Source organism: Nakamurella aerolata (assembly GCF_013002705.1).
Classification (GTDB): domain Bacteria; phylum Actinomycetota; class Actinomycetes; order Mycobacteriales; family Nakamurellaceae; genus Nakamurella; species Nakamurella aerolata.
Window position 1 is genome coordinate 84,956 of sequence record NZ_JABEND010000010.1, and the last position, 21,345, is coordinate 106,300.

A 21,345-nucleotide genomic window follows, 5' to 3' on the forward strand; every position below is an offset into this window, starting at 1 on the left:
CGCGGCTGATCGGCTACCGGCCAGCACGTCCGATGCGTCAACCAGGAGCGCTGTAGTGACTCAGCAGAGCGGCACCGCCGATCCAGCGGTGTTGGCCGAAGCGGAGGCCGCCGACCCCAGCCGGGCGACGATGATCCGCCAGTATTTCCGACACCTCGCCGACGACGACCTCCCGGAGAATCCGGCCGACGTGGTCGCCGCCATCAACAGCCACTTGCGCATCGGCACACAGCGACCGCCGGGCACCATCGCCATCCGGGTCTACAACCCGCCGGCCGCCGAGGTCGGTGTCGACGGGCGGAGCGAGTCGTTCACCGTGATCGACATCGTCAACGACGACATGCCGCACCTGGTGGACACCGTTGTCGGGGTGCTGATCAACGCCGGCATCAGGGTGCACCGGGTGTTCCACCCGATCCTGAAGATCCGGCGCGCGTCCGAGGGGCAGCTGATCGACTGCGAGGACCGGCTTTCCGGCTTCGGTGGCGGTGTGGTGGCCGCGGCCGACTCGGCCGACACCGAGGAGGCGGGCGCCGCGGCCGCCGCTGCCGAGCAGGGCGCCAACGCGAACGGCAAGGCGGCCGGTGCGGTCGGTAAAGAGTCGTGGATGCGGGTGCTTGTCGAACGGCTCACCGACGCCGAGCGCGCCGAGCAGCTCCAGCAACAACTGGACTCGGCGCTGCGCAGTGTCCGGGCGGTGGTCGCCGACGGCCCGCAGATGCAGGCCCGGCTGCAGGAGATCGCAGGCGAGCTGCGCCCTGAGGACGCCGAGTACGCCGAGCTGATCGACTGGTTCGCGGACGGCAACATGGTGCCGCTGGGAGTGGCCGGGGGCGGCGGCCCGGCGTTGGGCAGCTACCGCTCCGAACTCGACGACCCCGGATCCGACGACCCCGAAAACGACGACGCCGGATCCGACAACACCGGATCTGACAACGCCGGAAACGACGGGGCCGGATTCGACGGGGCCGGATCCGATGAGGCGGGCGCGGCGGCAGCGGCGCAACCGCAGCCGGTGTCGTTGTCGCAGGCGGTGTCGTTGTCACAGAGCGAATCCGGGTCGCTGATCAACCCGGCGTTGCCGGCGTTGACGCTCGACATCACGGTGGGCGGCCGGCAGGCCAAGATCACCGGAGTGCTGCAGGCCCGCGGCATCAACGCCGACCCCAGTGGGGTGCCGGTGTTGCGCCGATTGGTCGGACGCACGCTGGACAAGCTGGGTGCCGAGCCGGACTCCTACACCGGCCAACGGGTCGTCGAACTGCTCGGGCAGTACCCGCGGGTGGAACTGTTCTGGGCCGATCCGGAGCAGGCCAGCGACCTGGTGGCCGAGGTGCTGCGTGGGTCGGGAAGACGAGACCTGCGCGCGTTCGTGCAGCAGGACCCCCTGCACCGCTTCGTCGTGGTGCTGGTGTTCCTGGCCAAGGACCGCTGGAACACCGAGAACCGACTCAAGATGCAGCAGGTGCTGCTGCATCAGCTGCGCGGCGACGACATCAGATACAGCGCCTTGGTAGCGCAAAGTGAGCTGGCCGTCGTGCATTTCACGGTGCGGACCGGGCAGCCAACCACGATCAACACCGCGGCGTTGTCGGCCCAGCTCACCGACGCGGTACGCAGCTGGGAGGACGATCTGGTCACCTCCGTCGTCGGCGACGTAGACCTGCTGGACACCGCCGGCGCCATCGCCAGGTACTCCACCGCCTTCGACCAGGCCTACAAGGAGGACTTCACCGGCGCGGACGCCGTGGAAGACCTGCGCAGGCTGGACAGCCTCGCGGGGCCGGACGATCTCGCGCTGTCGATCTCGGTACCGCAGGACGACGGGCAGGTGCAGCGGCGGTTGCGGCTGTATGTCGCCGGCGGCACGGTGAGCCTGTCCCGCGCGTTCCCTGTACTGCAGAGCATGGGCGCCGAGGTGATCGACGAGCGGCCGTACCAGGTGACGCGCAGCGACGGAACCCGTTGTCACATCTACGATTTCGGGTTGACCTTCCCGGACGTCAAGCTGCCGGAGACCGAGCAGTTGGAGGCGGTCCGGCCCCGGTTCAGCGAGGCGTTCCTGGCGAGCTGGCGCGGCGACGCCGCCGTCGACGGGTTCAACACCCTGGTACTGGCCGCCGATCTCGACTGGCGGCAGATCGCCGTGCTGCGAGCGTACGCCCACTACCTGCAGCAGATCGGCTTCCCCTACACTCAGGGCTACATCGAGCGGGTGCTGCGCAACCACCCCGACCTGGTCAGGGAGCTGTCGGCGTTGTTCGACGCACGGTTTGATCCGCGCGCCGCCGAACCGGATACCAGCAGCCGGGTGCAGCGCATCGAGGCCGCACTCGACGAGGTCACCAGCCTTGACGCGGACCGGATCCTGCGGATGTTCCTTGCATTGATCCTGGCCACCGACCGCACCAACGCCTACACCGCCGCGTACCTGCAGCCCAGTGCGGCCGGGCAGTTACCGCCCCTGGCCTTCAAGCTGGTTCCCAGCCGGATCCCCGGTGTTCCCAAACCTGTTCCGGTGCACGAGATCTGGGTGTACTCACCGCGCGTCGAAGGGGTCCACCTGCGGTTCGGCGCGGTCGCCCGCGGCGGGCTGCGCTGGTCGGATCGACCGGAAGACTTCCGCACCGAGATCCTCGGCCTGGTCAAGGCCCAAGAGGTCAAGAACGCTGTGATCGTCCCGGTCGGCGCCAAGGGCGGGTTCGTGGTCAGGAAGCCGCCGGTACCCACGGGCGACCCGGCCGCCGATCGGGAAGCCCAACTGGCCGAAGGTGTTTCGGCCTACCGGCAGTTCATCTCTGCGTTGCTGTCGGTCACCGACAACCGGGTGGCCGACGCGATCGTGCCACCGGACGACGTGGTCAGGCACGACGAGGACGACCCCTACCTGGTGGTCGCCGCGGACAAGGGCACCGCGACCTTCTCCGACATCGCCAACGAAGTGGCGCAGTCGCACGGGTTCTGGCTCGGCGACGCCTTCGCCTCCGGTGGTAGCGAGGGCTACGACCACAAGGCGATGGGCATCACCGCCCGCGGTGCCTGGGAGTCGGTCAAGCACCACTTCCGCGACCTCGGGGTGGACACCCAGAGCCAGGAGTTCACCGCCGTCGGCGTCGGTGACATGTCCGGTGACGTCTTCGGCAACGGCATGTTGCTGTCGGACCAGCTGCGGCTGGTCGCCGCCTTCGACCATCGGCACATCTTCATCGACCCGGATCCGGTGGCGGCCACCGGATATGCCGAGCGGCAGCGGCTTTTCGAACTGCCCCGTTCGTCGTGGGCCGACTACAACCGGGAGCTGATCAGCGCCGGCGGCGGAGTGTGGCCGCGTACCGCGAAGTCGATCCCGATCTCCGACCAGACCCGGCGTGCCCTCGGCCTGCCCGGCTCGGTGACGGCACTGTCACCGGCCGAGTTGATGCGGGCGATTCTGCTGGCGCCGGTCGACCTGTTCTGGAACGGCGGCATCGGCACCTACGTCAAGGCCTCGGACGAGACCAACGCCGAGGTCGGCGACAAGGCCAACGACCCGGTCCGCGTCAACGGAAAAGACTTGCGGGTGAAGGTGATCGGCGAGGGCGGCAACCTCGGCGTCACCCAGCGCGGGCGCATCGAGTTCGCCCGCGGCGGCGGCGCCGTGAACACCGACGCCATCGACAACTCCGCCGGCGTCGACACCTCCGACCACGAGGTGAACATCAAGATCGCGCTCACCCCGCAGGTCACCGACGGCACCCTGTCCGGCCCGGCCAGGCGCGAGCTGCTGGAGTCGATGACCGACGACGTCGCCGCGCTGGTACTGGCCGACAACACCGCGCAGAACCGCCTGCTCGGCGTCTCCAGGGCCCACGCGGCACCGATGATGTCGGTGCACCGCAGGCTGATCGGGACCCTGGAGTCCACCGCCGGGCTCGACCGCGCGCTGGAGTTCCTGCCCGACGACGAGACCATCAGCGTGCGCGAGGCGGCCGGCGAGGGCCTCACCTCACCCGAGCTCAGCGTGCTGGTCGCCTACGTCAAGTCCGCCGCGGCCAGGGAGATGCTGGCCAGCGATCTCCCGGACGACCCGGCCTTCACCGGCCAGCTGTCCGAGTACTTCCCGGAGCGGATGCGCAGCGAGCAGGGCAGCGCCATCCAGGCCCACCCGCTGGCCAAGGAGATCGTCACCACCGCAACCGTCAACGAGGTGGTCAACAACGGCGGCATCTCGTACCTGTCCAGGATCGCGGAGGAGACCGCGGCGACGGCGGTCGACGGCATCAGGGCCTACCGGGTGGTGTCGGAGATCTTCGGGCTGCCCCGACTGTGGGCCGACATTGCGGCCAGGGACAACAAGATCCCGGCAGCGGCACAGGACAGGCTGCTGCTGGACACCAGGCGACTGCTCGACCGGGCCAGCCGCTGGATGCTGTCCCGCCGGCCGCAGCCACTGAACGTCAGCGCCGAGATCGACCGCTACGCCGGCCCGATCGGCACCCTGCTGCCGTTGATGCCCGAGCTGGTGACCGGTGTCGAGCGCGGCAACGTGGAGCGCGACACCGCCAGTTATGTCGCCGACGGGGTCGACCCGCAACTGGCCCGCAGGGTGGCGTACAGCCTGTACACCTTCAGCCTGCTCGACGTTGTCGATGTGGCGCTGGAGACCGACAGGTCGGTGCTGGAGGCCGCGCAGGTGTACTACGCGTTGTCGGCCCACCTGGACTTCGACCGGATGCTGTCGGAGGTGACAGCGCTGGAACGCGGCGACCGGTGGCATGCGCTGGCGCGCCAGGCGGTGCGGGACGACCTGTACCGGTCCATGCGCCTGCTGGCCGCCGATGTGCTGTCCACCACCGAAGCTTCGCAGAGCGTCACCGAGAAGATCGCCCAGTGGGAGACCGAGAACGCCTCGCGGCTGGCGCGTTCCAGGTCGACCCTGTCCGAGATCGCCGGCAGTGCGGCCGGCGATCTGGCCGCGCTGTCGGTGGCGGCCAGGGAAGTCCGCTCGATGATCCGATGAGCGGCCGGCCGCAGCCGATCACCCGAGCCGCCCCGGTCGAGCCGGTAGCCGGGCGATACGTCGTCCAGGTGCCGGTGCGCTGGTCCGACGTCGACGTCTTCGGCCACGTCAACAACGCGCGAACGGTGACGTTGCTGGAGGAGGCCAGGGTGCAGTGGATGTTCACCGACGCGCCGGCAAAAGGCTTGCAGGAGTTGACGAAGGGCGTTGTGGTCGCCTCGCTGACCATCGACTACCGGCGGGCCATCTCGTTCGGTGACCCGGTGACGGTGTCGATGGGGGTCAGTCACATCGGCGGCAGTGCCTTCACCATCGACTATCAGGTGTATGCCGGCGCGGACGGCGATCAGCTGGCGGCAACCGCCAGCACGGTGCTGGTGCCGGTGGATGCCAGTACCTTCAGGGCCCGCCGGCTGTCGGCGCCCGAGCGAGCCTTCCTGCAGCAGTATCGCGGGACAACCGATGCCGGGCCGCGATGAGCTCCACCGCCGTGCTGCTCCGGGTGGCTGACGATGCCGAGCGTGGCGACGCCGCCGCGTTCGCCGGGCGAGTCACCTTGTGGGACAAGGCCAATCCGGTCCGGCTCCGGCGCGACGCCGAGCGCGGGCTGGTCAGGATGTGGGCGGCGGCGCCGTTCGACGTGCTGGTGAGCCGGGCGGTTCGCGGGTCGGTCGAGCCGGCTGACGTCACCGTGCACGCCGGGAACCTGTTGTCCAGCCTTGAGATTCAGCGCAGGGCCAGCGCCGGTGACGGGGTCGACCCTGGGCCGGCGATCGACTCGTCCTGGCGTGGTCAGCTGCCGCCGGTGGACGGGTGGATCGCCGTCGACGACGTCCCCGCCTCGGTGCTGAACGCCAGCGCCGACGAGGCGGCCGCCCGGATCCGCGCCAATCCCGGGCCAACCGGCGGGGCGTCGGCCACCGCGCTGGACGCCGATGCCATGACGGTGACCGGCAACGGCATGCGGGTGGTGGTGCCGATGCGGATGCTGCTGGCGCTGTCCGGAATGGGCTTCACCGGCGCCGGTGACGATCTCGTCCGGGTCAGAGCCACCGACGCTTGGATCCGGTTGGATGCCAGATTCGGCTCGGTGCTGCGCCGCCGACATGCGTTGCTGCCCTTGATGTTCTAGCTGACAGCGTTCAATTGACGGACGGACCGGGTGGGCGCCGTGCTCAGGGCAGCAGCCACGCCGTCGCGTCCGCCGGCAACATGCCGTCGACCAACGGCGCGGACGACAGCAGCACTTCGCCTGGCGGCAACTCGATCGGGGTATCGCCGGCGTTCACCGCGCACACCAACCCGCCGCCGTCCCGCCGGAACGCCAGGCAGTCCCGCGGCGCCCCGTACCAGGAGATTTCGGATCCGGAGAACGCCGGATGGGTGGCCCGCAGCTCGATCGCCGTGCGGACCAGGTTCAGGGTGGAGTCCTGGTCGTCCAGCTGATCCTCGACCACATAGTCGCGGAAAGTATCCGGCGCCATTCGGACCGCGGGATCGGTGCCGTCGGTCGGTCGATCCGCCTGCGGTGCCACCGATCCGGTGAACCCGAACGGTGGCGCGTCGCCCTCCCACGGCATCGTCATGGTGGCGGCTCCGGGGAGCCCGCCGGGCCCGTCCGGGAGCCCGAGCTCGTCCCCGTACAGCAGCGTCGGCACCCCGGGCACCGCCAACAGCACCAGCAGCAGGGCCCTGGTCCTTGCGCCGCCGAGCGCGATGTCACCGTCGCCGAGGCGGGTGGCGGCGCGGCCACCCGCCGGTCCGGAGATCTCCCACCGCGGTGCCGGGGCATCGTCGGGCAGATCGCGCAGGGCCTTGTCGATCGCGGCCTGCATCGGAGCGGCGGAGAAGGGAATCTGGTGCAGCACACCGGGTTCGGCGCGAATGTGCCAATGCAGGGTGAGTTCGCGCGCGGCGGCGTGGTGCGTCAGCTGCTGCACCGGCGAGACTCCGGACTCATCGGCGCCGTCCGACTGCGGGGGCGCACCGGCCGGGTCGGGATGCAGCGCGGCCGGCACCCCGGTGAGTTCGATGTCGGTGATGCCCAACAGCTCCAGATACCCCAGGTGAGTGGTCAGCCCGACCAGGTCGCCGACGCCATCCGCGTCCGAGTCGGCGAACGACGGCACGTGCACCTGGTAGCCGACGGCTCTGGTGTCGGTGCTGAACGGGTCGGACGCCGGGTCGGTGTTCGTCACCGGCGCCGGGATCGGCTGTGCGGTCGCTGCTGGCTCCACAGCACAGCATCTTGCCAGGTCCGGCCGGCATCGACGGCCGGCCCGGTCGGCACCGTGGCTCAGCCGGGGGAGTTGACCAGCATGTTGGCGGCCATCACCAGATAGTTCCAGAGCCGCTCGTCCTGCTCCTTGGTCAACTCCGCCTCGTCGACGGCGGTGCGCATGGCCCGCAGCCAGGCGTCGCGCTCGGCCGGCCCGATCACGAACGGCACATGCCGCATCCGCAACCGCGGGTGCCCGCGTTGTTGCGAGTAGGTGCGCGGGCCGCCCCAGTACTGCTCGAGAAACATCCGCAGCCGCACCTCGGCCGGCCCCAGATCGGCTTCCGGGTACAGCGGACGCAGGATCGGGTCGACGGCGACCTCTTGGTAGAAGCGGTGCACGATCCGCTGAAACGTGGGGTGGCCGCCGATCTCGGCGTAGAAGGTGCCGGCGTCGTCCTGGCCCTGACCAGCCGGCCGTGCACCGGCCGGCGTATCGGCCGGCGCATCGGACGGTGACGCCGGGCCGGCCGAAGATTGCGTCGGCCGGGTGTGCCCGGGTTGCTCGGGCTGACCGGCGCCCGGCCATGGCAGGTTCGTCATCTGGTCTCCGGCGGTTGCTGGGCTGTCGATCCTGGGTCGGTGCCCGATCCCGGCCGTCCTGCCAGATAGCGCAGATCCGAAGCGGGGGACTGGATTCCGGCCAGATCGAAGGCTTGCTTGATGGCGCCGCGGACGGCCCGGCCGAACGCCCACTGCTCGCCGGCGCGCACGGTCGCCACCAATCGGATGGTGACGGCGTCGCTGGTCATCGTCAGTACCCCCTGGCTCTCCGGCATCTTGATGACGACGTCGGCGAACTCGTCCGACTTGGCGACCTCGGTGGCGGTGGCGAGCGCGATCTCGGCGGCCTTGTTGGCGTCGGCCCGGTAGCTCAACGGCAGGTCGATGATCACCACCGATTCGCCCTGGCTGGAGTTGCCGACCCGCAGCACCTCACCGTTGCGGACGTACCAGATGGTGCCGTCGACGCTGCGCAGTGTGGTGATGCGGAGCCCGACGTCGATGACGGTGCCGCTCGCCGGGCCGAGGTCGACGACGTCGCCGACGCCGTACTGGTCCTCCAGCAGCATGAAGATGCCGGAAAGGAAGTCCTTGACCAGGTTCTGGGCGCCGAAACCGATGGCGACGCCGGCGATCCCGGCGCTGGCCAGGATCGGGCCGACATTGATGCCGAGCTCGGCCAGGATCAGGATGATCGCGATCGTCACGATCACGAACGAGGCGATGGACTTCAGCAGCCCGCCGATCGACTCGGCGCGCTGAGTCCGGCGCGCCACCCCGCGCGGGCCCAGGATGATGACGTCGGCGCGTTCCTTGATCGGGCGCAGCAGCTTCGGCACCTTGCCGGTGGCGGTGACCGTGGTGACCTTGGTGATCGCTCGGTGAGCCAGATACCGCACCACGACGGCCGCGATGACGATCACCACGATGGCCAGCACCCTGCGGCCGATGGTGTCGATGTTGGCCGCCAGCCAGCCCATCCCGGTGGACGACCAGATGCGCTGACACCAACTGCCGAGCTCGGCGGCGCAGTCGGGGGCGGCGGCGTGCAACACGCATTCACCGTACTGGCCGCGGGCGCCGGCGCTGCTCCCGCCGGCGCCGTCCCTACCGCGGAACCCGCTCCGGCGGTGGTCCGGGCCCGCCGGGGGCCTGTCGGGCGACACGTCAACGACGAAAACGCCCGGTTGCTGCTGTAATCGAAGGCGGGACGGTTGACTGAATGGTGGATCGACCAGCCCGAGGGACAGCACCTGCACCGAGCACGTATCAGCGCCGAACGAGGTGACCGATGAGCCGAGCCCGACAACCGCGCAGCCCGCGCGGCTCAGCCGCCCGCGCCGTCCGTACTGCCCGCACCGGCAGCACGGCGGCCGCGCAGCACAGGGTGGAGCGGGCCGACGGCAAGAGCCGACAACCACAGGCGGTGTCCGTCACCGATCCTCGCAGCGGGTTTGCCGCGGGACCGGACCGGACGAACACCGCCGCCCTCGCTCCCCGTGGGGAGCCTCCGTCGGCCAAGGTGCGGGTGCTGCTGCTCAACGCCACCCATGAACCGCTGGCCGTCGTCACCGGTCGGCGCGCGCTGGTGCTGCTGCTCGCCGGCAAGGCCGAATCGGTGGCCGACCGGGACACCGCCGCCCCGATGCGTTCGCCGACGCTGGTGCTGGCCGTCCCGGCCGTCGTCCGGCTGAATCGCTTCGTGCGGGTGCCGTATCACCGGGCCACCAGCGTGACGCGGTCCGGCGTACTGCGCCGCGACCGGCGGATCTGCGCCTACTGCGGCGGCCGCGCCGACACCATCGACCATGTCCAGCCGCGCAGCCGCGGCGGAGCGCACTCCTGGGAGAACTGCGTTGCATGCTGCGTCCGCTGCAACTCCCGCAAGGCCGACCGGCTGTTGTCCGAGCTGGGCTGGACGCTGCCGTTCGTCCCGGCACCGCCGGTGCGTGCCGGCAACGGCAGGGTCTGGCTGACCGACGACACCGACCCGGCCTGGGATCCATGGTTGGCCGGCGCGGCCTGAGCCGCCGGCCCGCTCTCCGGCTCGGGCCGTGAGAGCCGTGAAGGCCGTGACGGCGGTGACGGCGGTGACGGCGGTGACGGCGGTGACGGCGGTGACGGCGAACCCTTCAGCCGGGCGGCGACCGGCGTGCCCGAGCAGGCTCGCGCCGGCCCGGTGGGCTACCGTTTTGGCGTGACCATTCTTCAGACCCTCGGAGTTTTCGTGGGGATCCCGCTGGCGATCTACCTGGTGATCGGCCTGTTGGTGTTCCTGCCGGGTCGGCACTCCCGCCGCGGCTACCGCGCCGGCGAGCAATGGGATTACCCGCCGCAGCTGTGGGCCGGCGACACCCCGGTCCAGATCCCCGCCGGTGACGCCCTCGCCGGCACGTCCGAAGGAGGCGCACGTGGCAGTTGGTGAGGTCACCGGAGAACCCGCCGACAGCAGCTCAGCCCAGCGCTCCGAGCAGCGCGGCGCCGGCGAGCTGTCGACCGACCGGCCAACGCTGCCACCGGTGCCGGTCGGCCCCCAGGGCACCGACAACGAGCCGCTGACCGCCAGCCAGCGCATCGAACTCGACGACGTGATCGCCGCCGCCGAACGGGTGACAGGGCTGCGGTTCGCGGTGTACCTGGGCGAGCTCGGCGGTGACGTCGGCGGTGACGTCGAGACCGGGGCCCGTGAGGTGCACGCCGCGCTCGGCGCCGAGGCGCCGGTGGCCGCGCTGCTGGCCGTCTCGCCCGCCCAGCGGGTGGTGCAGGTGGTCACCGGCGGGGAAGCGGCGCGCCGGATCTCCGACCGATCGGCTCGGCTCGCGGTGCTCGCGACCGTCGCGTCGGTCAGCCAGGGCGACCTGCTCGGTGGTCTGGTCAATGGCATCCGCACCCTCGCCGACCAGGCCGGCACCCTGCCGGAGCGCGCCGACTGGTAGGTCGCGCCCTCGACTGCTCGACAGCAAACCGACAACGCCGTTGGCCCGTCGGCGGTCCATCCGCCGACGGGCCAACGGCGTTGTCAGCACGGGTGGGTCCCGCGGCCCGGCCACCGGGCGGTCAGCTTGCTGAGCTACCAGCACCCGAAGAATCGGCGTCGGCAGTACCGGCGTCGGCGGCGCGTGCGGCCAGCGCGCGCTGCATGCTGGCGCGGCCTTCGGACACCAGCCTGATCAGCGCCGCCGGGTGGTCCGCCGCCTCGAACCGCTGCGCGGCATCGACCACCTGCTGACTCACCGCCCAGCGGGGGAACAGTCCGTTGGCGACCTTCTGCGCCACCTCGGACGAGCGGCGGTCCCACACGTCGGCGATCTCGGCGAAGTACGGGTCGGCCAGCGCCGCAAGCTCGGCGTCCTGTGCCGGATGGGAGAACGAGCCGATCGCCGCGTCCTGCAACGCATTTGCCATCGTGTCGTCGTGCATCAGCCGGTCCCACATCTGCTGCTTGCCGCCCGGCAGCAGGGCGGTCAGCCCGGTCGCCCTGCGCTCGCCCGACGCCGTCGGGTCGGCCGCCCTGGCTTCATCGATTTCGGCCTGACCGGCCCGCCCGTGCGCCACCAGCGGAGCCAGCAAGGTCCAGCGCATGTCGGTGTCGACCGTCAGTCCGTCCAAGGGTGCCGATCCGTCCCGCCAGCCGGCGATGACGTCCAGCTGCGCGTCGGTGAGCTTCAACCCGGCGAGCACCCCGACGGTGGCCAGCTGCACGTCGCCGCCCGGCTCGCTGGCCCTGGCCAGCTCGATCAGCCCGTCGACCACCTGCGGATACCCCTGGTCGGCGGCCCACTGCGGGTCGGCGTACGACCGGAGCGCCTGCGATATCTGCGACAGAACCCTTTGCACCACACCGATCTCGGTCTCCGCCGGCAGTCCGCGCAGCGCCAACGCGATGAAGTCGCTGGCCCGCATCTCGGCGTCCCTGGTCATCTCCCAGACCGCCGACCACACCAGCGTGCGCGGCAGCGACTCGGCGATGTCACCGATCCGCTCGACGGCGGTCTGCAGTGATTGCGGGTCGAGCTGCAGCTTGCAGTAGGTCAGGTCGTCGTCGTTGACCAGGATCAGCTCACCGCGGTGCTCGCCGGCCAGTTCGGGCACGTCGGTGCTCTCGCCGGTGACGTCCAGCTCGACGCGCTTGCGGCGCACCAACTTGCCCGAATCCGGGTCGGTGCCGTAGATGCCGACAGCCAGCCGGTGCGGCCGCAGCTCGCCGGCGCCGGGCTGCGCGCCGGACTGCCGCACCGCGAAGCGGGTGAACCTGCCGTCTGCATCGGTGTCGAAGTCCGCCGACAGGGTGTTCAGCCCTGTCGTGGTGAGCCAGGCTTCGGACCAGGCGCCGAGGTCGCGCCCCGAGGTCTGCTCCAGGGCGTCGAGCAGATCGCGCAGGGTGGCGTTGCCGAAGGCGTGCGCGCCGAAGTAGGCGCGCAGCCCCGCCAGGAACTCCTCATAGCCAACATATGCGGTCAGTTGCTTGAGTACCGAAGCGCCTTTGGCGTAGGTGATTCCGTCGAAGTTCACCTCCACCGCTTGCAGATCGACCATGTCGGCGGCGATCGGGTGGGTGGAGGGCAGCTGATCCTGGATGTACGCCCACGACTTCTCGACGTTGGCGAAGGTGGTCCAGCCGGAGCTGTACTCGCTGTTGGCCACCTGCGCCACCACCGACGCCCAGCTGGCGAACGACTCGTTCAGCCACAGGTCGTCCCACCAGCGCATAGTGACCAGATCGCCGAACCACATGTGCGCCAGCTCGTGCAGGATGGTCTCGTTGCGGCGCTCGTACAGGTAGCGGGTGACCTTCGAGCGGAATACGTACTCCTCGCGGAAGGTGACGGCACCGGCGTTCTCCATCGCCCCGGCGTTGAACTCGGGAACAAACAGCTGGTCGTACTTGCCGAACGGGTACCGCACGCCGAAAGCGTTCTGGTAGAAGTCGAATCCCTGTTTGGTCTCGGTGAAGAGCCGCTCGGCGTCAAGATGCTCGGCCAGGCTGCGCCGGCAGAAGAGCCCGAGATCGATGCCGTCGTGCTGGTCGCGAACCGCGTGGTACGGCCCGGCGACCAACGCGGTGACGTAGCTGCTCATCGGCTGGGTGACGGCGAAGACGTGCCGCTTGCTGCCGTCGCCGTTGTCGGTGACGTCCTGCTCCGCACCCCCGGTGACCACCTCCCAGTGGCCGGGAGCGGTAACGGTAAAGGCGAAGGTGGCCTTCAGATCCGGCTGGTCGAAGCAGGTGAACATCCGCTTGGCGTCGGCGGTCTCGAACTGCGAGTACAGGTACACCTCGTCGTCCTCGGGGTCGACGAACCGGTGCAGACCCTCACCGGTGTTGGTGTACAGGCCGACGGCAACCACCTCGAGCTCGTTCTCGGCAGCGAGATCGGGCAGCCCGAGTCCGGTGTTGTTGGTCCAGCCGGAAACATCGAGAGGGGTGCCGTTGAGGGTGGCCGAGGTGATCGATGCACCGACAAAGTCGATGACGGTGCTGCTACCGGGCTTGGCCTTGAACCGCACCACCGTTGTGGTGTCGAAGGTTTGCTGGCCCGGCGCGCCGTTGCCGTCGGTGAGGTCGAGCGTCACCTGATAGCTGTCGACGTCGACGGCGGCGGCCCGTTCCGCGGCTTCGGCCCTGGTCAGGTTCGGTGGCTGGCTAGCCTTGGCGGCGGCACCGGCGCCGGTGGAACCGGCGGGGGTAGTGGCGGGAGTCTCAGCGGGAGTGTCGGGTGACGTCATCGGCATGGGAACAAACCTAGCGTCGAACCCGGTTGCAGCCGAAGGGATGTCCCCGCACCTGCCAGCGTGCCGTCGTACCCGCCACCGGGGCGCCGGCACACCCGTCCACCGGCCGGCCGCAGCCACCGGAACCGTGAGAGGAAATGATCGTCATGAGCGATGCACAGCAAGCCGATACGTCGCCGCAGCAGGCCAGCGCGCCGAAGCCGGAGCGGGTCGACTTCTACTTCGACCCGATCTGCCCCTTCGCCTGGGTGACGTCCCGCTGGATCCTCGAAGTGCAGAAGGTGCGCGACATCGACGTGCACTTCCACGTGATGAGCCTTTCGGTGCTCAACTCCGGCCGGGAGGGCTTGCCAGAGCGCTACCAGCAGCTGATGGAGAAGGGCTGGGGCCCGGTGAGGGTGGCGATCGCCGCGGCGCAGGCGCACGGCGACGAGGTACTGCTGCCGCTGTACACCGCGCTGGGCACCAGGATTCACAACCAGCACGCCGACACCGAGAACGGCTACGACGAGGTGATCCGCGAGGCGCTGGCCGAGGTCGGCCTGCCGGCCGAGCTGGCCGACGCCGCCCACTCCACCGATTACGACGACGCCGTGCGGGAAAGCCACCACCGCGGAATGGATCCGGTCGGTGACGAGGTCGGAACCCCCACCATCCACTTCGGCAAGACCGCCTTCTTCGGCCCGGTGCTCACCCGCATCCCCCGCGATGAAGAGGCCGGCAAGCTGTGGGACGGCACCGTACTGATGGCCAGCTATCCACACTTCTTCGAACTCAAGCGCAGCCGCACCGAGGACCCGGAGTTCGACTGACCCATTCGGCTGCTGGCTCGCCGAGCAGCCGGGAGCGCGCCGCGATCCGCGCGCCGCACTATCGCTGCACAGAGTTCTGTGCCACCGTTGATTCATGACGTTCCCAGGTGGTGAGACGAACTCGCACGGGTTGCCGATTCCGCCGGACCTGGCCGACGGGCCGGTGATCGTCGGGGTGGACGAGGCGTCCACCTGCGGGCGGCCGCTGCGCGCCGCGGTGTTCTTGTCGCTGGCGCTGGACCGGCCCCTGCTGCTGGTGCACGTCCGGCGAAGGTCGATGCCGATGATCGAGGGATACGTCCCGGTGCCGGAGGAAACTCCGACAGGGGAACGAGTGGCCGACGAGATCGAGGCCGAGCTCGTCGAATCGCTCAAGCAGTCCAACGACCTGGCCGGGGTGCGCTGGGAACTGGTCACCACGGTCGGCGATGCCGCCGCCGAGCTGGGCCGGATCGCCGGCGAACGCGACGCCGCCTGCGTGGTGGTCGGCAAGCGCAACAAGGGGTTTGCCGAGTTGGTGCACCGCATCACCAGCGGCTCGGTGTCGCGCGCGATGGTCGCCGCGAACCGCTGGCCGGTGCTGGTGGTGCCGTAGCCGGCCGGCTCACTCCGTGGCCGCCGGCCCGGCGTGACAGACTGGCGCTATGCGGGTGTACCTGGGATCCGACCACGCCGGTTTCGAACTGAAGAAGCACCTGTTGCAGGTGCTGGCCGATGCCGGGCACGAGGTGGTCGACATCGGCCCGTTCGTCTACGACCCGACGGACGACTACCCGCCGTTCTGCATCGAGACCGGCCGCAGGGTGGTGGCCGACAACGGCAGCCTCGGCATCGTGATCGGCGGCAGCGGCAATGGCGAGCAGATCGCCGCCAACAAGGTCGACGGGGTGCGCGCCGCACTAGCCTGGACGGTGCAGACGGCGACGCTGGCCCGCCAGCACAACGACGCCAACGTGCTCTCGCTGGGTGCCAGGATGTACTCGATCGACGACGCCACCGAGTACGCGCTGGCCTTTGTGAACACGCCGTTCTCGCACGATCCCCGGCACGAGCGGCGGATCGCCATGGTCGCCGACTACGAGGCTGACCCCGAGCCCCCGCAACTACCGGCGAGCTGACCTGCCCGACTTGCCGCGCCCGTTGCCCGACAGCGGCGCGGGCGGGACGTAGTGCCTGCGCACCAGCACCACCTCCGCCTCCGCGGCCGCGAGTTCATCGGCGCTGGGTTGAGCAAACTCCCTGGCGCGCATGGCGTCTGCCGGGCTGACCTGGGTGCCGCGGTGGGCCTCGAGCCCGCGCGTCTTTCGGTCTGTGCGGCCGGCGCGTGCCGGCCGGCCGGAGCCGGAGTTGCGGTCGGTGCTGGGGTTGCGGTCGGTGTGGTCGGCGTTGCGGGTTTCGTCTCTGACGCGGGTGTGGGCTGCGGTGCCGGCGCAATCTGCGCTGTCGGCCCGGTCTGCGTTGTCGGGTCGCTCGGGGCGGTTCGGGCGGTCGGTCCTGACCCGCCGGCGCCTGCTGGCGCGCCGTGCCGGCTGATACGAGGAGTCCGGATGCGCCGGCTGTGACGGTGACTCGGACTGCGCCGGCCGGGACTCGTTGTCGGTCAGCGCCGGGGCCGTTACGGTTTGCGCCGGTACGGGTTCAGTCTGCGCTGGTCCGGCTTCGGTCTGCGCCGGGACGGGTGCGGGCGGACCGGCAGGACGGCTGGCGGCCCGCCGGCGGCGCCGTCCGCCCCGGTTCTCAGCCGCCGGCTCGTTGGTCGCCATCGCGTCGCTGACCGTACCGTCCCACCCTGAGCGGGTGGTCAGCGCGCCGTCGCGCGGGCGGGAACGGGCGCGCCCTGGCCGATGTCGGCGAGCATCTCGGTGAACCACGGCGTGCTCAGATCGAACGGCTTACCGCCGGCAATGCGCTGGAACTCGATGGGGCGCAAGATGTTTCCGCGCTCCTCGTCGTGCCCGATCACGCCCGAGGAGCCGCGCATGGCGCTGTCGACGGCAAGGTCCGTCATCGATTTGATCAGCCGCAGGTCTTCCGGATTGGCCGGCGCCGAGCGCGAGAAGTAGCCGGACTTCTGCACCATGACCTTTTCGGCACCGAGCTTTTCGGCGAACTGCTTGGCGAACCAGGCGCCCGGGTTGATGTCGTCCAACCGCACGTGCCCGAACGGGTCGCGGGCCGGGGGCGTACCCGCCGCCTCCAACTCGCGGACGATGGTGTCCACCCCGGCGCCCTCCGACAAGAAGATGGTGACGTTGCCGACGGTGTCCATGATGTTCTTCAGCCGCGCCGACTCGGCCCGCAGGTCGAAATCGGCCTCTGGCACGTAGACGGCGTGCACGTCCCAGGCCTGCTTGGACAGCCCAATCTCCGGCAGCCACTGCCTGGTGTCCAGCCACTTGCGGTAGTCCGCGGCGGTGGCGGCGGTGAGCCACCCGCAGTTGCGGCCCATCACCTCGTGCACGATCAACATCCGGGCGCCGGAGTTGTGTTCACCGACAATGTTCTGGGCGAACCGCGAGCCCTGCTCGGCTGCGGTCCAGGCGCCCAGCGACTGCTTGATCGGCACCACGTCGTTGTCGATGGTCTTCGGCAGTCCGACAACGGTGAGCTGATAGTCGTTCTGCGCCAAGTACTTTGCAAGATCGGCTGCGGTGGTGTTGGTGTCGTCGCCGCCGATGGTGTGCAACACGTCGACGCCGTCGGCGGTGAGCCGGTCGGCGGCCACCTTGAGCGGATCGTCGCCCTCGTTCACCAGTCCGCGCTTGATCAGGTCTTTGACGTTGGTCAGCTTGACCCTTGAGTTGCCGATGGGGGAGCCGCCGTAGCTGTGCAGCAGACCGGCTTTCGCCCGGATCTCGGGAGTGACGGTGATCGAATCGCCGGACAGCAGACCCTGATAGCCGTGCTTGTACGCGATGATCTCGACGTCTGGGGCCAGCTCGGTGTAGCGCTCGATGAGCCCCCCGACGGCCGACGACAGACACGGTGCGAATCCGCCCGCGGTGAGCAGGGCGACCTTCCTGATAGCCATGCCGGAAAGCCTATCGAGAGCGCTTTCGCCGGCTGAGCCCGCACCGCGGTGCCCGGCCGAGCCCGCGCCTGGCTTGATCGAGCGCCGGTGCCGGCGGGCGCTCAGCCTTCGTCGTCCGGCAACAGATGCCCACGCACGGGTGTGATGCCGAAGTTGTCGAGCTCGACTCGACCGCCCAGCGCGACGGGGAGGGTCAGGCCGTAGTACGTGTCGGCCCGCAACGTTCCGTATCGACGGCGCAGCCGCTTGAACAACGGTTTCTTCTTCCCGTCGATGACGTCGAATTGCTTCGGCCGGGCGAGGATCGTGGGTTCCACCGGCAGGGTGGGCAGGCCGTTGGCGACGTCGCGGGAGTAGTCGGCTCCGGTGATCCAGTGATACATCGGGTCGATGGCGATCGCGACCCCGTGTGTGGGTGACCAACAGCGCATCTCGCCGAACGCCGTGCGCAACCACGGGTGGTACGGCCCGGTCAGCAGGGCCGGGTCCAGCCGGGGCGACAGCACCGTGCAGAGCGGAAGTTGCGCGCCGGCGACCGCCGTCCACTCCGCCGGATCGGTGAACCAGGCCAGCCCGTCACCGAAGCTGCGAAACCGACCTGTTCCCACCAGGTGAGCACGATGTCGGGCAGTCTGCCGCGCCAGGTATCGAAGGTCTCCGCCGGGACCGGCGGACCCGGCTCGACCGAACCCATCTCTTCGACGAACATCTGCAGCAACTCATCGGTGATCTCCGGGTGCTCGGCCACGCTTGACCACGTTAGTGAGGTTCGGCTCGCCGGGACGCGCTCGCGCAGGTTCTGGCACGACGCACACCCGCTGCCTGTCGGTAGCTGTGCGCAGTGCCGAAAGGTGCGCGATCGGGATGGCGCGCGGCCGCACCGTGATGGTGAGCTGCCGTCCGTAGCAGTCATCTGCGCAGTGAACCTTCAAACCCGTCGATCACAACCGTTTCGGTACGTCACAACCGCTGCAGCAGGCTGGAACGGTTGTGACGTACTGGAATGGTTGTGATCGCGGGTGGGGGCCGGCTCGATGAGCGGGGACGGGGTGCGCTCCGCGTTGTGGCGGTGCTCCCAGTTCGTCGGGTGCTCACACCTCGTTGCTGTGCCTAATCGAGCGTGCGGATTTCGCCGGCTCGCTCTGCTCCTGGCCGATCACAACAGTTTTGGTACGTCACAACCGCTGCAGCAGGCTAGACCGGTTGTGACGTACTGGAATGGTTGTGATCGCGGGTGGGGCCGGTTCATCGGTGAACGGGTCGGGGTGCTCCCCACCTCGTCGCTGCGCTCCTCGGCAGGGCCCGGGATTTGCGCCGGATCGCTTCGCTCTCGGCGTTCAAATCCTGGCTGTCGCCGGAAATCGCACGTGGGGCCCGCGAACAGCGTGCGGGCGCCACTTGCGATGTGTCGGGGTGCGCCCTTCTCCGGTCCGCTGGCGCGTCCCGGAGTGGGGTCCCGCATCAGTCACCCCGACAAACAGGCCCGAGACCGCAAGCGGCCCCGGGCCGATTTGTCGGGGTGACAGGATTTGAACCTGCGACATCCTGCTCCCAAAGCAGGCGCGCTACCAAGCTGCGCTACACCCCGTCGCGCCGAGAGGCTGGGCCAGTGGGCCCGGCCGGTCAGGCTACGATGGATCCGCACCAAAGGTGCAGCGCGGATGTAGCTCAATGGTAGAGCCTCAGTCTTCCAAACTGATGACGCGGGTTCGATTCCCGTCATCCGCTCCAATGTCGTCCGCTCCAATGTCGTCCGCTCCAATGTCGATGGCTCCACTGTCGACAGTCGCGACACGGCCGGCCGCTCCACTCCGACGGGACCACGCTGGTGTTCGCACGGCCCCACGGCGCTTCCACTCCACGGCGCTCCCGCTGCATCGGCGCTCCGCACACCATGACGCCCCGGTCGCACCCCGCTGCGCCCGCGAGCCGGATCGCAGCGACACCAGCCGAGGCACGGCCGCAACGTCCGTCGGCAATCCCGGGCCGATCGGAGGCGAGCTTCCGTAGCGCCGGGTGCACGGTGACCGTGTCCGACGCGCGCCTGCCGCTGCCCTTAGAATCGCTGTCGCGGCTTGTCACGGCCTTGAACGCCGGTGGTCGGCGAGTCGCGCGTTCTGTCGGCGCCGCCGCTACGGTGGGCCGATTCGCCGCGCCACCACCTGCATGCCACCAGCTCGCTGTCGCATGCCAACCACTGTGTGAGGAGTTTCCCAGCGTGAAGAGCACCGTCGAGCAGTTGAACCCGACCCGGGTGAAGCTCACCGTCGAGGTCCCGTTCTCCGAGCTCGACAGCCAATTCGATGCCGCCTACAAGGCTCTGGCCGGGCAGGTGAACATCCCGGGCTTCCGCAAGGGCAAGGTGCCGCCGAAGATCCTGGAGTCGCGGGTCGGTCGCGGCACCATCCTGTCCGAGGTGGTCAACGAGGCCATCCCGGCCAAGTACAGCGAGGCCGTTGAGGAGAACGACCTCACCCCGCTGGGCCAGCCGGAGATCGAGGTCACCAAGCTGGAGGACCGCGACACCCTTGAGTTCACCGCCGAGGTCGAGGTGCGTCCGGAGATCACGTTGCCGGCGGTCGGTGAGATCAAGGTGACCGTCGACGACCAACCCGTCGATGACGACGCCGTCGACGCCGAGCTGGACGCGCTGCGCGGCCGGTTCGCCGCCAGCAACCCGGTCGAGCGGGCGGCCAAGGACGGCGACGCCGTCACCATCGATCTGTCGGCCAGCGTCGGCGGCGAGGACATCCCCGAGGCCAAGGCCGACGGCCTCACCTACGTGGTTGGCGCCGGTGATCTGGTGGACGGGATCGACGAGGCCATCACCGGACTGTCCGCCGGCGAGAGCAAGACCTTCACCAGCAAGCTGGTGGCCGGGCCGCACGCCGGCAAGGACGCCGAGATCACCGTCGCTGTGCAGCAGGTGTCGGAGCGGACGCTGCCCGAGCTCGACGACGATTTCGCGCAGCTTGCCAGCGAGTTCGACACCGTCGACGAGCTGCGCGCGCAGACCCGCGAGCAGCTGGAACGTCAGGCCGAAGTGACCCGCGGCATGCAGGCAAGGGACAAGGTGCTCGAGGCGATGCTGGACATCACCGAGGTGCCGTTGCCCGAGGGTGCGCTGAAGGCCGAGATGGACGCGCGGGCGCACGACGCCGTGCACACCTTCGATCACGACGAGGCCCGGCTCAACGAGTTCATCGAGTCGCAGGGGCAGACTCGCGAAGAGTTCGACGCCGAAATGCGTTCCAACGCAGAGCGTTCGGTGAAAACCCAGCTGCTGCTGGACGCCCTGGCCGAGGAGCAGGGCGTCGGCGTCAGCCAGGAAGAGTTCACCCAGCGGGTGCTGTACGACGCGCAGCGTTTCGGCATGTCGCCGGACGACTACTTCCAGGCGGTGCAGCAGAACAACCAGCTCGGCGCGATCTTCGCCGATGTTCGCCGGGGCAAGGCCCTGGCCGGCGTCGTCGGGCAGGCCACCGTTGTTGACCAGGCCGGTAACGAGCTGGACGTCGACGAGCTCTTCGGGGTGACGCCGGACGATGCCGAGGCCGCGGCCGCCGATGCTGCTGCGATGGCGGCCGTCGACGCCTACAGCTCGGGCGTCGACGCTGAAGACGCTGAAGACGCTGACGACGCTGAGGACGCCGAAGACGCTGAGGACGCCGAAGAGGCTGCGCCCGGCGACGGTTCGGACAGCGCCGAGGCCGGCACCGGCGCAGACACCAAGGCCGACAGCGCCGACACCGGCAAGAACACCGCAGGCAGCTGACCACCCGACCCGGCGCCGGGACGGGCCCCGCTCACGCCGTGAGCGAAACCGTCCCGGCCCGGGCATGGTGAGCGCGGTCCCGTCGTTACTGTCGAAAAGCAAGGGGCAGCACCACGTCCGTCCTGCAGCAACAGGCGAACGCGTCCTGCCGAAAGGACCGGCTGCTAAGGCTGTACCGCCGCGGTAGGCGAGTGGACCACCCCTTGAAGACGA

General features: G+C 69.4%; 16 protein-coding genes, 2 tRNA genes and 2 pseudogenes. 11 read left to right on the forward strand and 9 right to left on the reverse strand.

The features are described 5' to 3' along the window. The first annotated feature begins 55 nt into the window (after nucleotides 1-55). The 3 genes from HKD39_RS15710 to HKD39_RS15720 are packed head-to-tail and all read left to right on the forward strand — an operon-like array spanning nucleotide 56 to nucleotide 6,131. Nucleotides 56-4,999: an NAD-glutamate dehydrogenase gene (locus HKD39_RS15710; RefSeq protein WP_212754626.1), complete on the forward strand. Its 4,944-nt coding sequence runs from the start codon at nucleotides 56-58 to the stop codon at nucleotides 4,997-4,999. Beyond that, a complete protein-coding gene (locus HKD39_RS15715; protein ID WP_171200822.1) occupies nucleotides 4,996-5,478 on the forward strand; it encodes an acyl-CoA thioesterase in 483 nt (160 codons plus the stop codon). The genes HKD39_RS15710 and HKD39_RS15715 overlap by 4 nt, the downstream gene beginning before the upstream one ends. Then, nucleotides 5,475-6,131, forward strand: a complete 657-nt coding sequence (locus tag HKD39_RS15720) for a DUF8185 domain-containing protein (RefSeq protein ID WP_171200823.1) — start codon at nucleotides 5,475-5,477, stop codon at nucleotides 6,129-6,131. Before HKD39_RS15715 ends, HKD39_RS15720 begins: the two co-directional genes overlap by 4 nt. 43 nt (nucleotides 6,132-6,174) lie before the next feature. On the opposite strand, the pseudogene HKD39_RS20820 reads toward HKD39_RS15720, so the two are convergent. From HKD39_RS20820 to HKD39_RS15735, 4 genes and pseudogenes are all read right to left on the reverse strand, one after another. After that, nucleotides 6,175-6,462 (reverse strand): annotated as a pseudogene (locus HKD39_RS20820) (DUF3459 domain-containing protein); the annotation flags it as partial. A gap of 558 nt (nucleotides 6,463-7,020) precedes the next feature. After that, nucleotides 7,021-7,197: pseudogene (locus tag HKD39_RS20825) on the reverse strand (alpha-amylase family glycosyl hydrolase); the annotation flags it as partial. 98 nt (nucleotides 7,198-7,295) lie between these two features. Further along, a complete protein-coding gene (locus HKD39_RS15730; RefSeq protein ID WP_425488465.1) occupies nucleotides 7,296-7,811 on the reverse strand; it encodes a globin in 516 nt (171 codons plus the stop codon). A 5-nt stretch (nucleotides 7,812-7,816) separates the two neighbouring features. Then, the gene (locus tag HKD39_RS15735; RefSeq protein WP_212754628.1) at nucleotides 7,817-8,836 is read right to left on the reverse strand and encodes a mechanosensitive ion channel family protein; all 1,020 of its coding nucleotides are present in this window, start codon (nucleotides 8,834-8,836) and stop codon (nucleotides 7,817-7,819) included. 467 nt (nucleotides 8,837-9,303) lie between these two features. On the opposite strand from HKD39_RS15735, the gene HKD39_RS15740 reads away from it, so the two are divergent. The 3 genes from HKD39_RS15740 (at nucleotide 9,304) to HKD39_RS15750 (ending at nucleotide 10,717) form a co-directional block, all read left to right on the forward strand. Next, the gene (locus HKD39_RS15740) at nucleotides 9,304-9,807 is read left to right on the forward strand and encodes an HNH endonuclease (RefSeq protein WP_343074746.1); all 504 of its coding nucleotides are present in this window, start codon (nucleotides 9,304-9,306) and stop codon (nucleotides 9,805-9,807) included. A 171-nt stretch (nucleotides 9,808-9,978) separates the two neighbouring features. Next, nucleotides 9,979-10,206, forward strand: coding sequence for an aa3-type cytochrome oxidase subunit CtaJ (ctaJ, locus tag HKD39_RS15745; RefSeq protein ID WP_171200826.1), 228 nt, complete (start codon nucleotides 9,979-9,981; stop codon nucleotides 10,204-10,206). After that, complete coding sequence (locus HKD39_RS15750) at nucleotides 10,193-10,717, forward strand: DUF5130 family protein (protein ID WP_212754629.1); 525 nt, start codon at nucleotides 10,193-10,195, stop codon at nucleotides 10,715-10,717. Before ctaJ ends, HKD39_RS15750 begins: the two co-directional genes overlap by 14 nt. Nucleotides 10,718-10,838: 121 nt before the next feature. On the opposite strand, the gene pepN is transcribed toward HKD39_RS15750, so the two are convergent. Next, the gene (pepN, locus tag HKD39_RS15755; RefSeq protein ID WP_171200827.1) at nucleotides 10,839-13,508 is read right to left on the reverse strand and encodes an aminopeptidase N; all 2,670 of its coding nucleotides are present in this window, start codon (nucleotides 13,506-13,508) and stop codon (nucleotides 10,839-10,841) included. 152 nt (nucleotides 13,509-13,660) lie between these two features. On the opposite strand from pepN, the gene HKD39_RS15760 reads away from it, so the two are divergent. The 3 genes from HKD39_RS15760 (at nucleotide 13,661) to HKD39_RS15770 (ending at nucleotide 15,444) form a co-directional block, all read left to right on the forward strand. Beyond that, entirely contained in the window at nucleotides 13,661-14,326 is a 666-nt protein-coding gene (locus HKD39_RS15760; protein WP_171200828.1) for a mycothiol-dependent nitroreductase Rv2466c family protein, read from the forward strand. 94 nt (nucleotides 14,327-14,420) lie between these two features. Continuing rightward, entirely contained in the window at nucleotides 14,421-14,921 is a 501-nt protein-coding gene (locus HKD39_RS15765; protein ID WP_171200829.1) for a universal stress protein, read from the forward strand. A 49-nt stretch (nucleotides 14,922-14,970) separates the two neighbouring features. Next, nucleotides 14,971-15,444, forward strand: coding sequence for a ribose-5-phosphate isomerase (locus HKD39_RS15770; RefSeq protein WP_171200830.1), 474 nt, complete (start codon nucleotides 14,971-14,973; stop codon nucleotides 15,442-15,444). Here HKD39_RS15770 and HKD39_RS15775 read toward each other — a convergent pair. The 4 genes from HKD39_RS15775 to HKD39_RS15790 form a co-directional block, all read right to left on the reverse strand. Continuing rightward, nucleotides 15,430-16,089: a hypothetical protein gene (locus tag HKD39_RS15775; RefSeq protein WP_171200831.1), complete on the reverse strand. Its 660-nt coding sequence runs from the start codon at nucleotides 16,087-16,089 to the stop codon at nucleotides 15,430-15,432. The two genes, HKD39_RS15770 and HKD39_RS15775, sit on opposite strands and share 15 nt — an antisense overlap. 38 nt (nucleotides 16,090-16,127) lie before the next feature. Beyond that, nucleotides 16,128-17,357, reverse strand: coding sequence for a pyrophosphate--fructose-6-phosphate 1-phosphotransferase (locus HKD39_RS15780; RefSeq protein ID WP_171200832.1), 1,230 nt, complete (start codon nucleotides 17,355-17,357; stop codon nucleotides 16,128-16,130). Between the two features lie 101 nt (nucleotides 17,358-17,458). Further along, complete coding sequence (locus HKD39_RS15785; RefSeq protein ID WP_171200833.1) at nucleotides 17,459-17,965, reverse strand: T6SS immunity protein Tdi1 domain-containing protein; 507 nt, start codon at nucleotides 17,963-17,965, stop codon at nucleotides 17,459-17,461. A 906-nt stretch (nucleotides 17,966-18,871) separates the two neighbouring features. Next, nucleotides 18,872-18,945, reverse strand: a tRNA-Pro gene (locus HKD39_RS15790). 69 nt (nucleotides 18,946-19,014) lie between these two features. Between HKD39_RS15790 and HKD39_RS15795 the strand changes: the two genes are divergently transcribed. Further along, nucleotides 19,015-19,088: transfer RNA gene (locus tag HKD39_RS15795), tRNA-Gly, on the forward strand. A 487-nt stretch (nucleotides 19,089-19,575) separates the two neighbouring features. Further along, complete coding sequence (gene tig / locus HKD39_RS15800; RefSeq protein ID WP_171200834.1) at nucleotides 19,576-21,132, forward strand: trigger factor; 1,557 nt, start codon at nucleotides 19,576-19,578, stop codon at nucleotides 21,130-21,132. Nucleotides 21,133-21,345: the final 213 nt, after the last annotated feature.

Excerpts from the sequence above, each read along its gene's own strand:
- HKD39_RS15715 (WP_171200822.1), top strand. The coding sequence starts at position 4,996 with ATGAGCGGCCGGCCGCAGCCGATCACCCGAGCCGCCCCGGTCGAGCCG.
- HKD39_RS15720 (WP_171200823.1), top strand. The coding sequence starts at position 5,475 with ATGAGCTCCACCGCCGTGCTGCTCCGGGTGGCTGACGATGCCGAGCGT.
- pepN (WP_171200827.1), bottom strand. The coding sequence starts at position 13,508 with ATGACGTCACCCGACACTCCCGCTGAGACTCCCGCCACTACCCCCGCC.
- HKD39_RS15760 (WP_171200828.1), top strand. The coding sequence starts at position 13,661 with ATGAGCGATGCACAGCAAGCCGATACGTCGCCGCAGCAGGCCAGCGCG.
- HKD39_RS15765 (WP_171200829.1), top strand. The coding sequence starts at position 14,421 with ATGACGTTCCCAGGTGGTGAGACGAACTCGCACGGGTTGCCGATTCCG.
- HKD39_RS15770 (WP_171200830.1), top strand. The coding sequence starts at position 14,971 with ATGCGGGTGTACCTGGGATCCGACCACGCCGGTTTCGAACTGAAGAAG.
- HKD39_RS15775 (WP_171200831.1), bottom strand. The coding sequence starts at position 16,089 with ATGGCGACCAACGAGCCGGCGGCTGAGAACCGGGGCGGACGGCGCCGC.
- HKD39_RS15780 (WP_171200832.1), bottom strand. The coding sequence starts at position 17,357 with ATGGCTATCAGGAAGGTCGCCCTGCTCACCGCGGGCGGATTCGCACCG.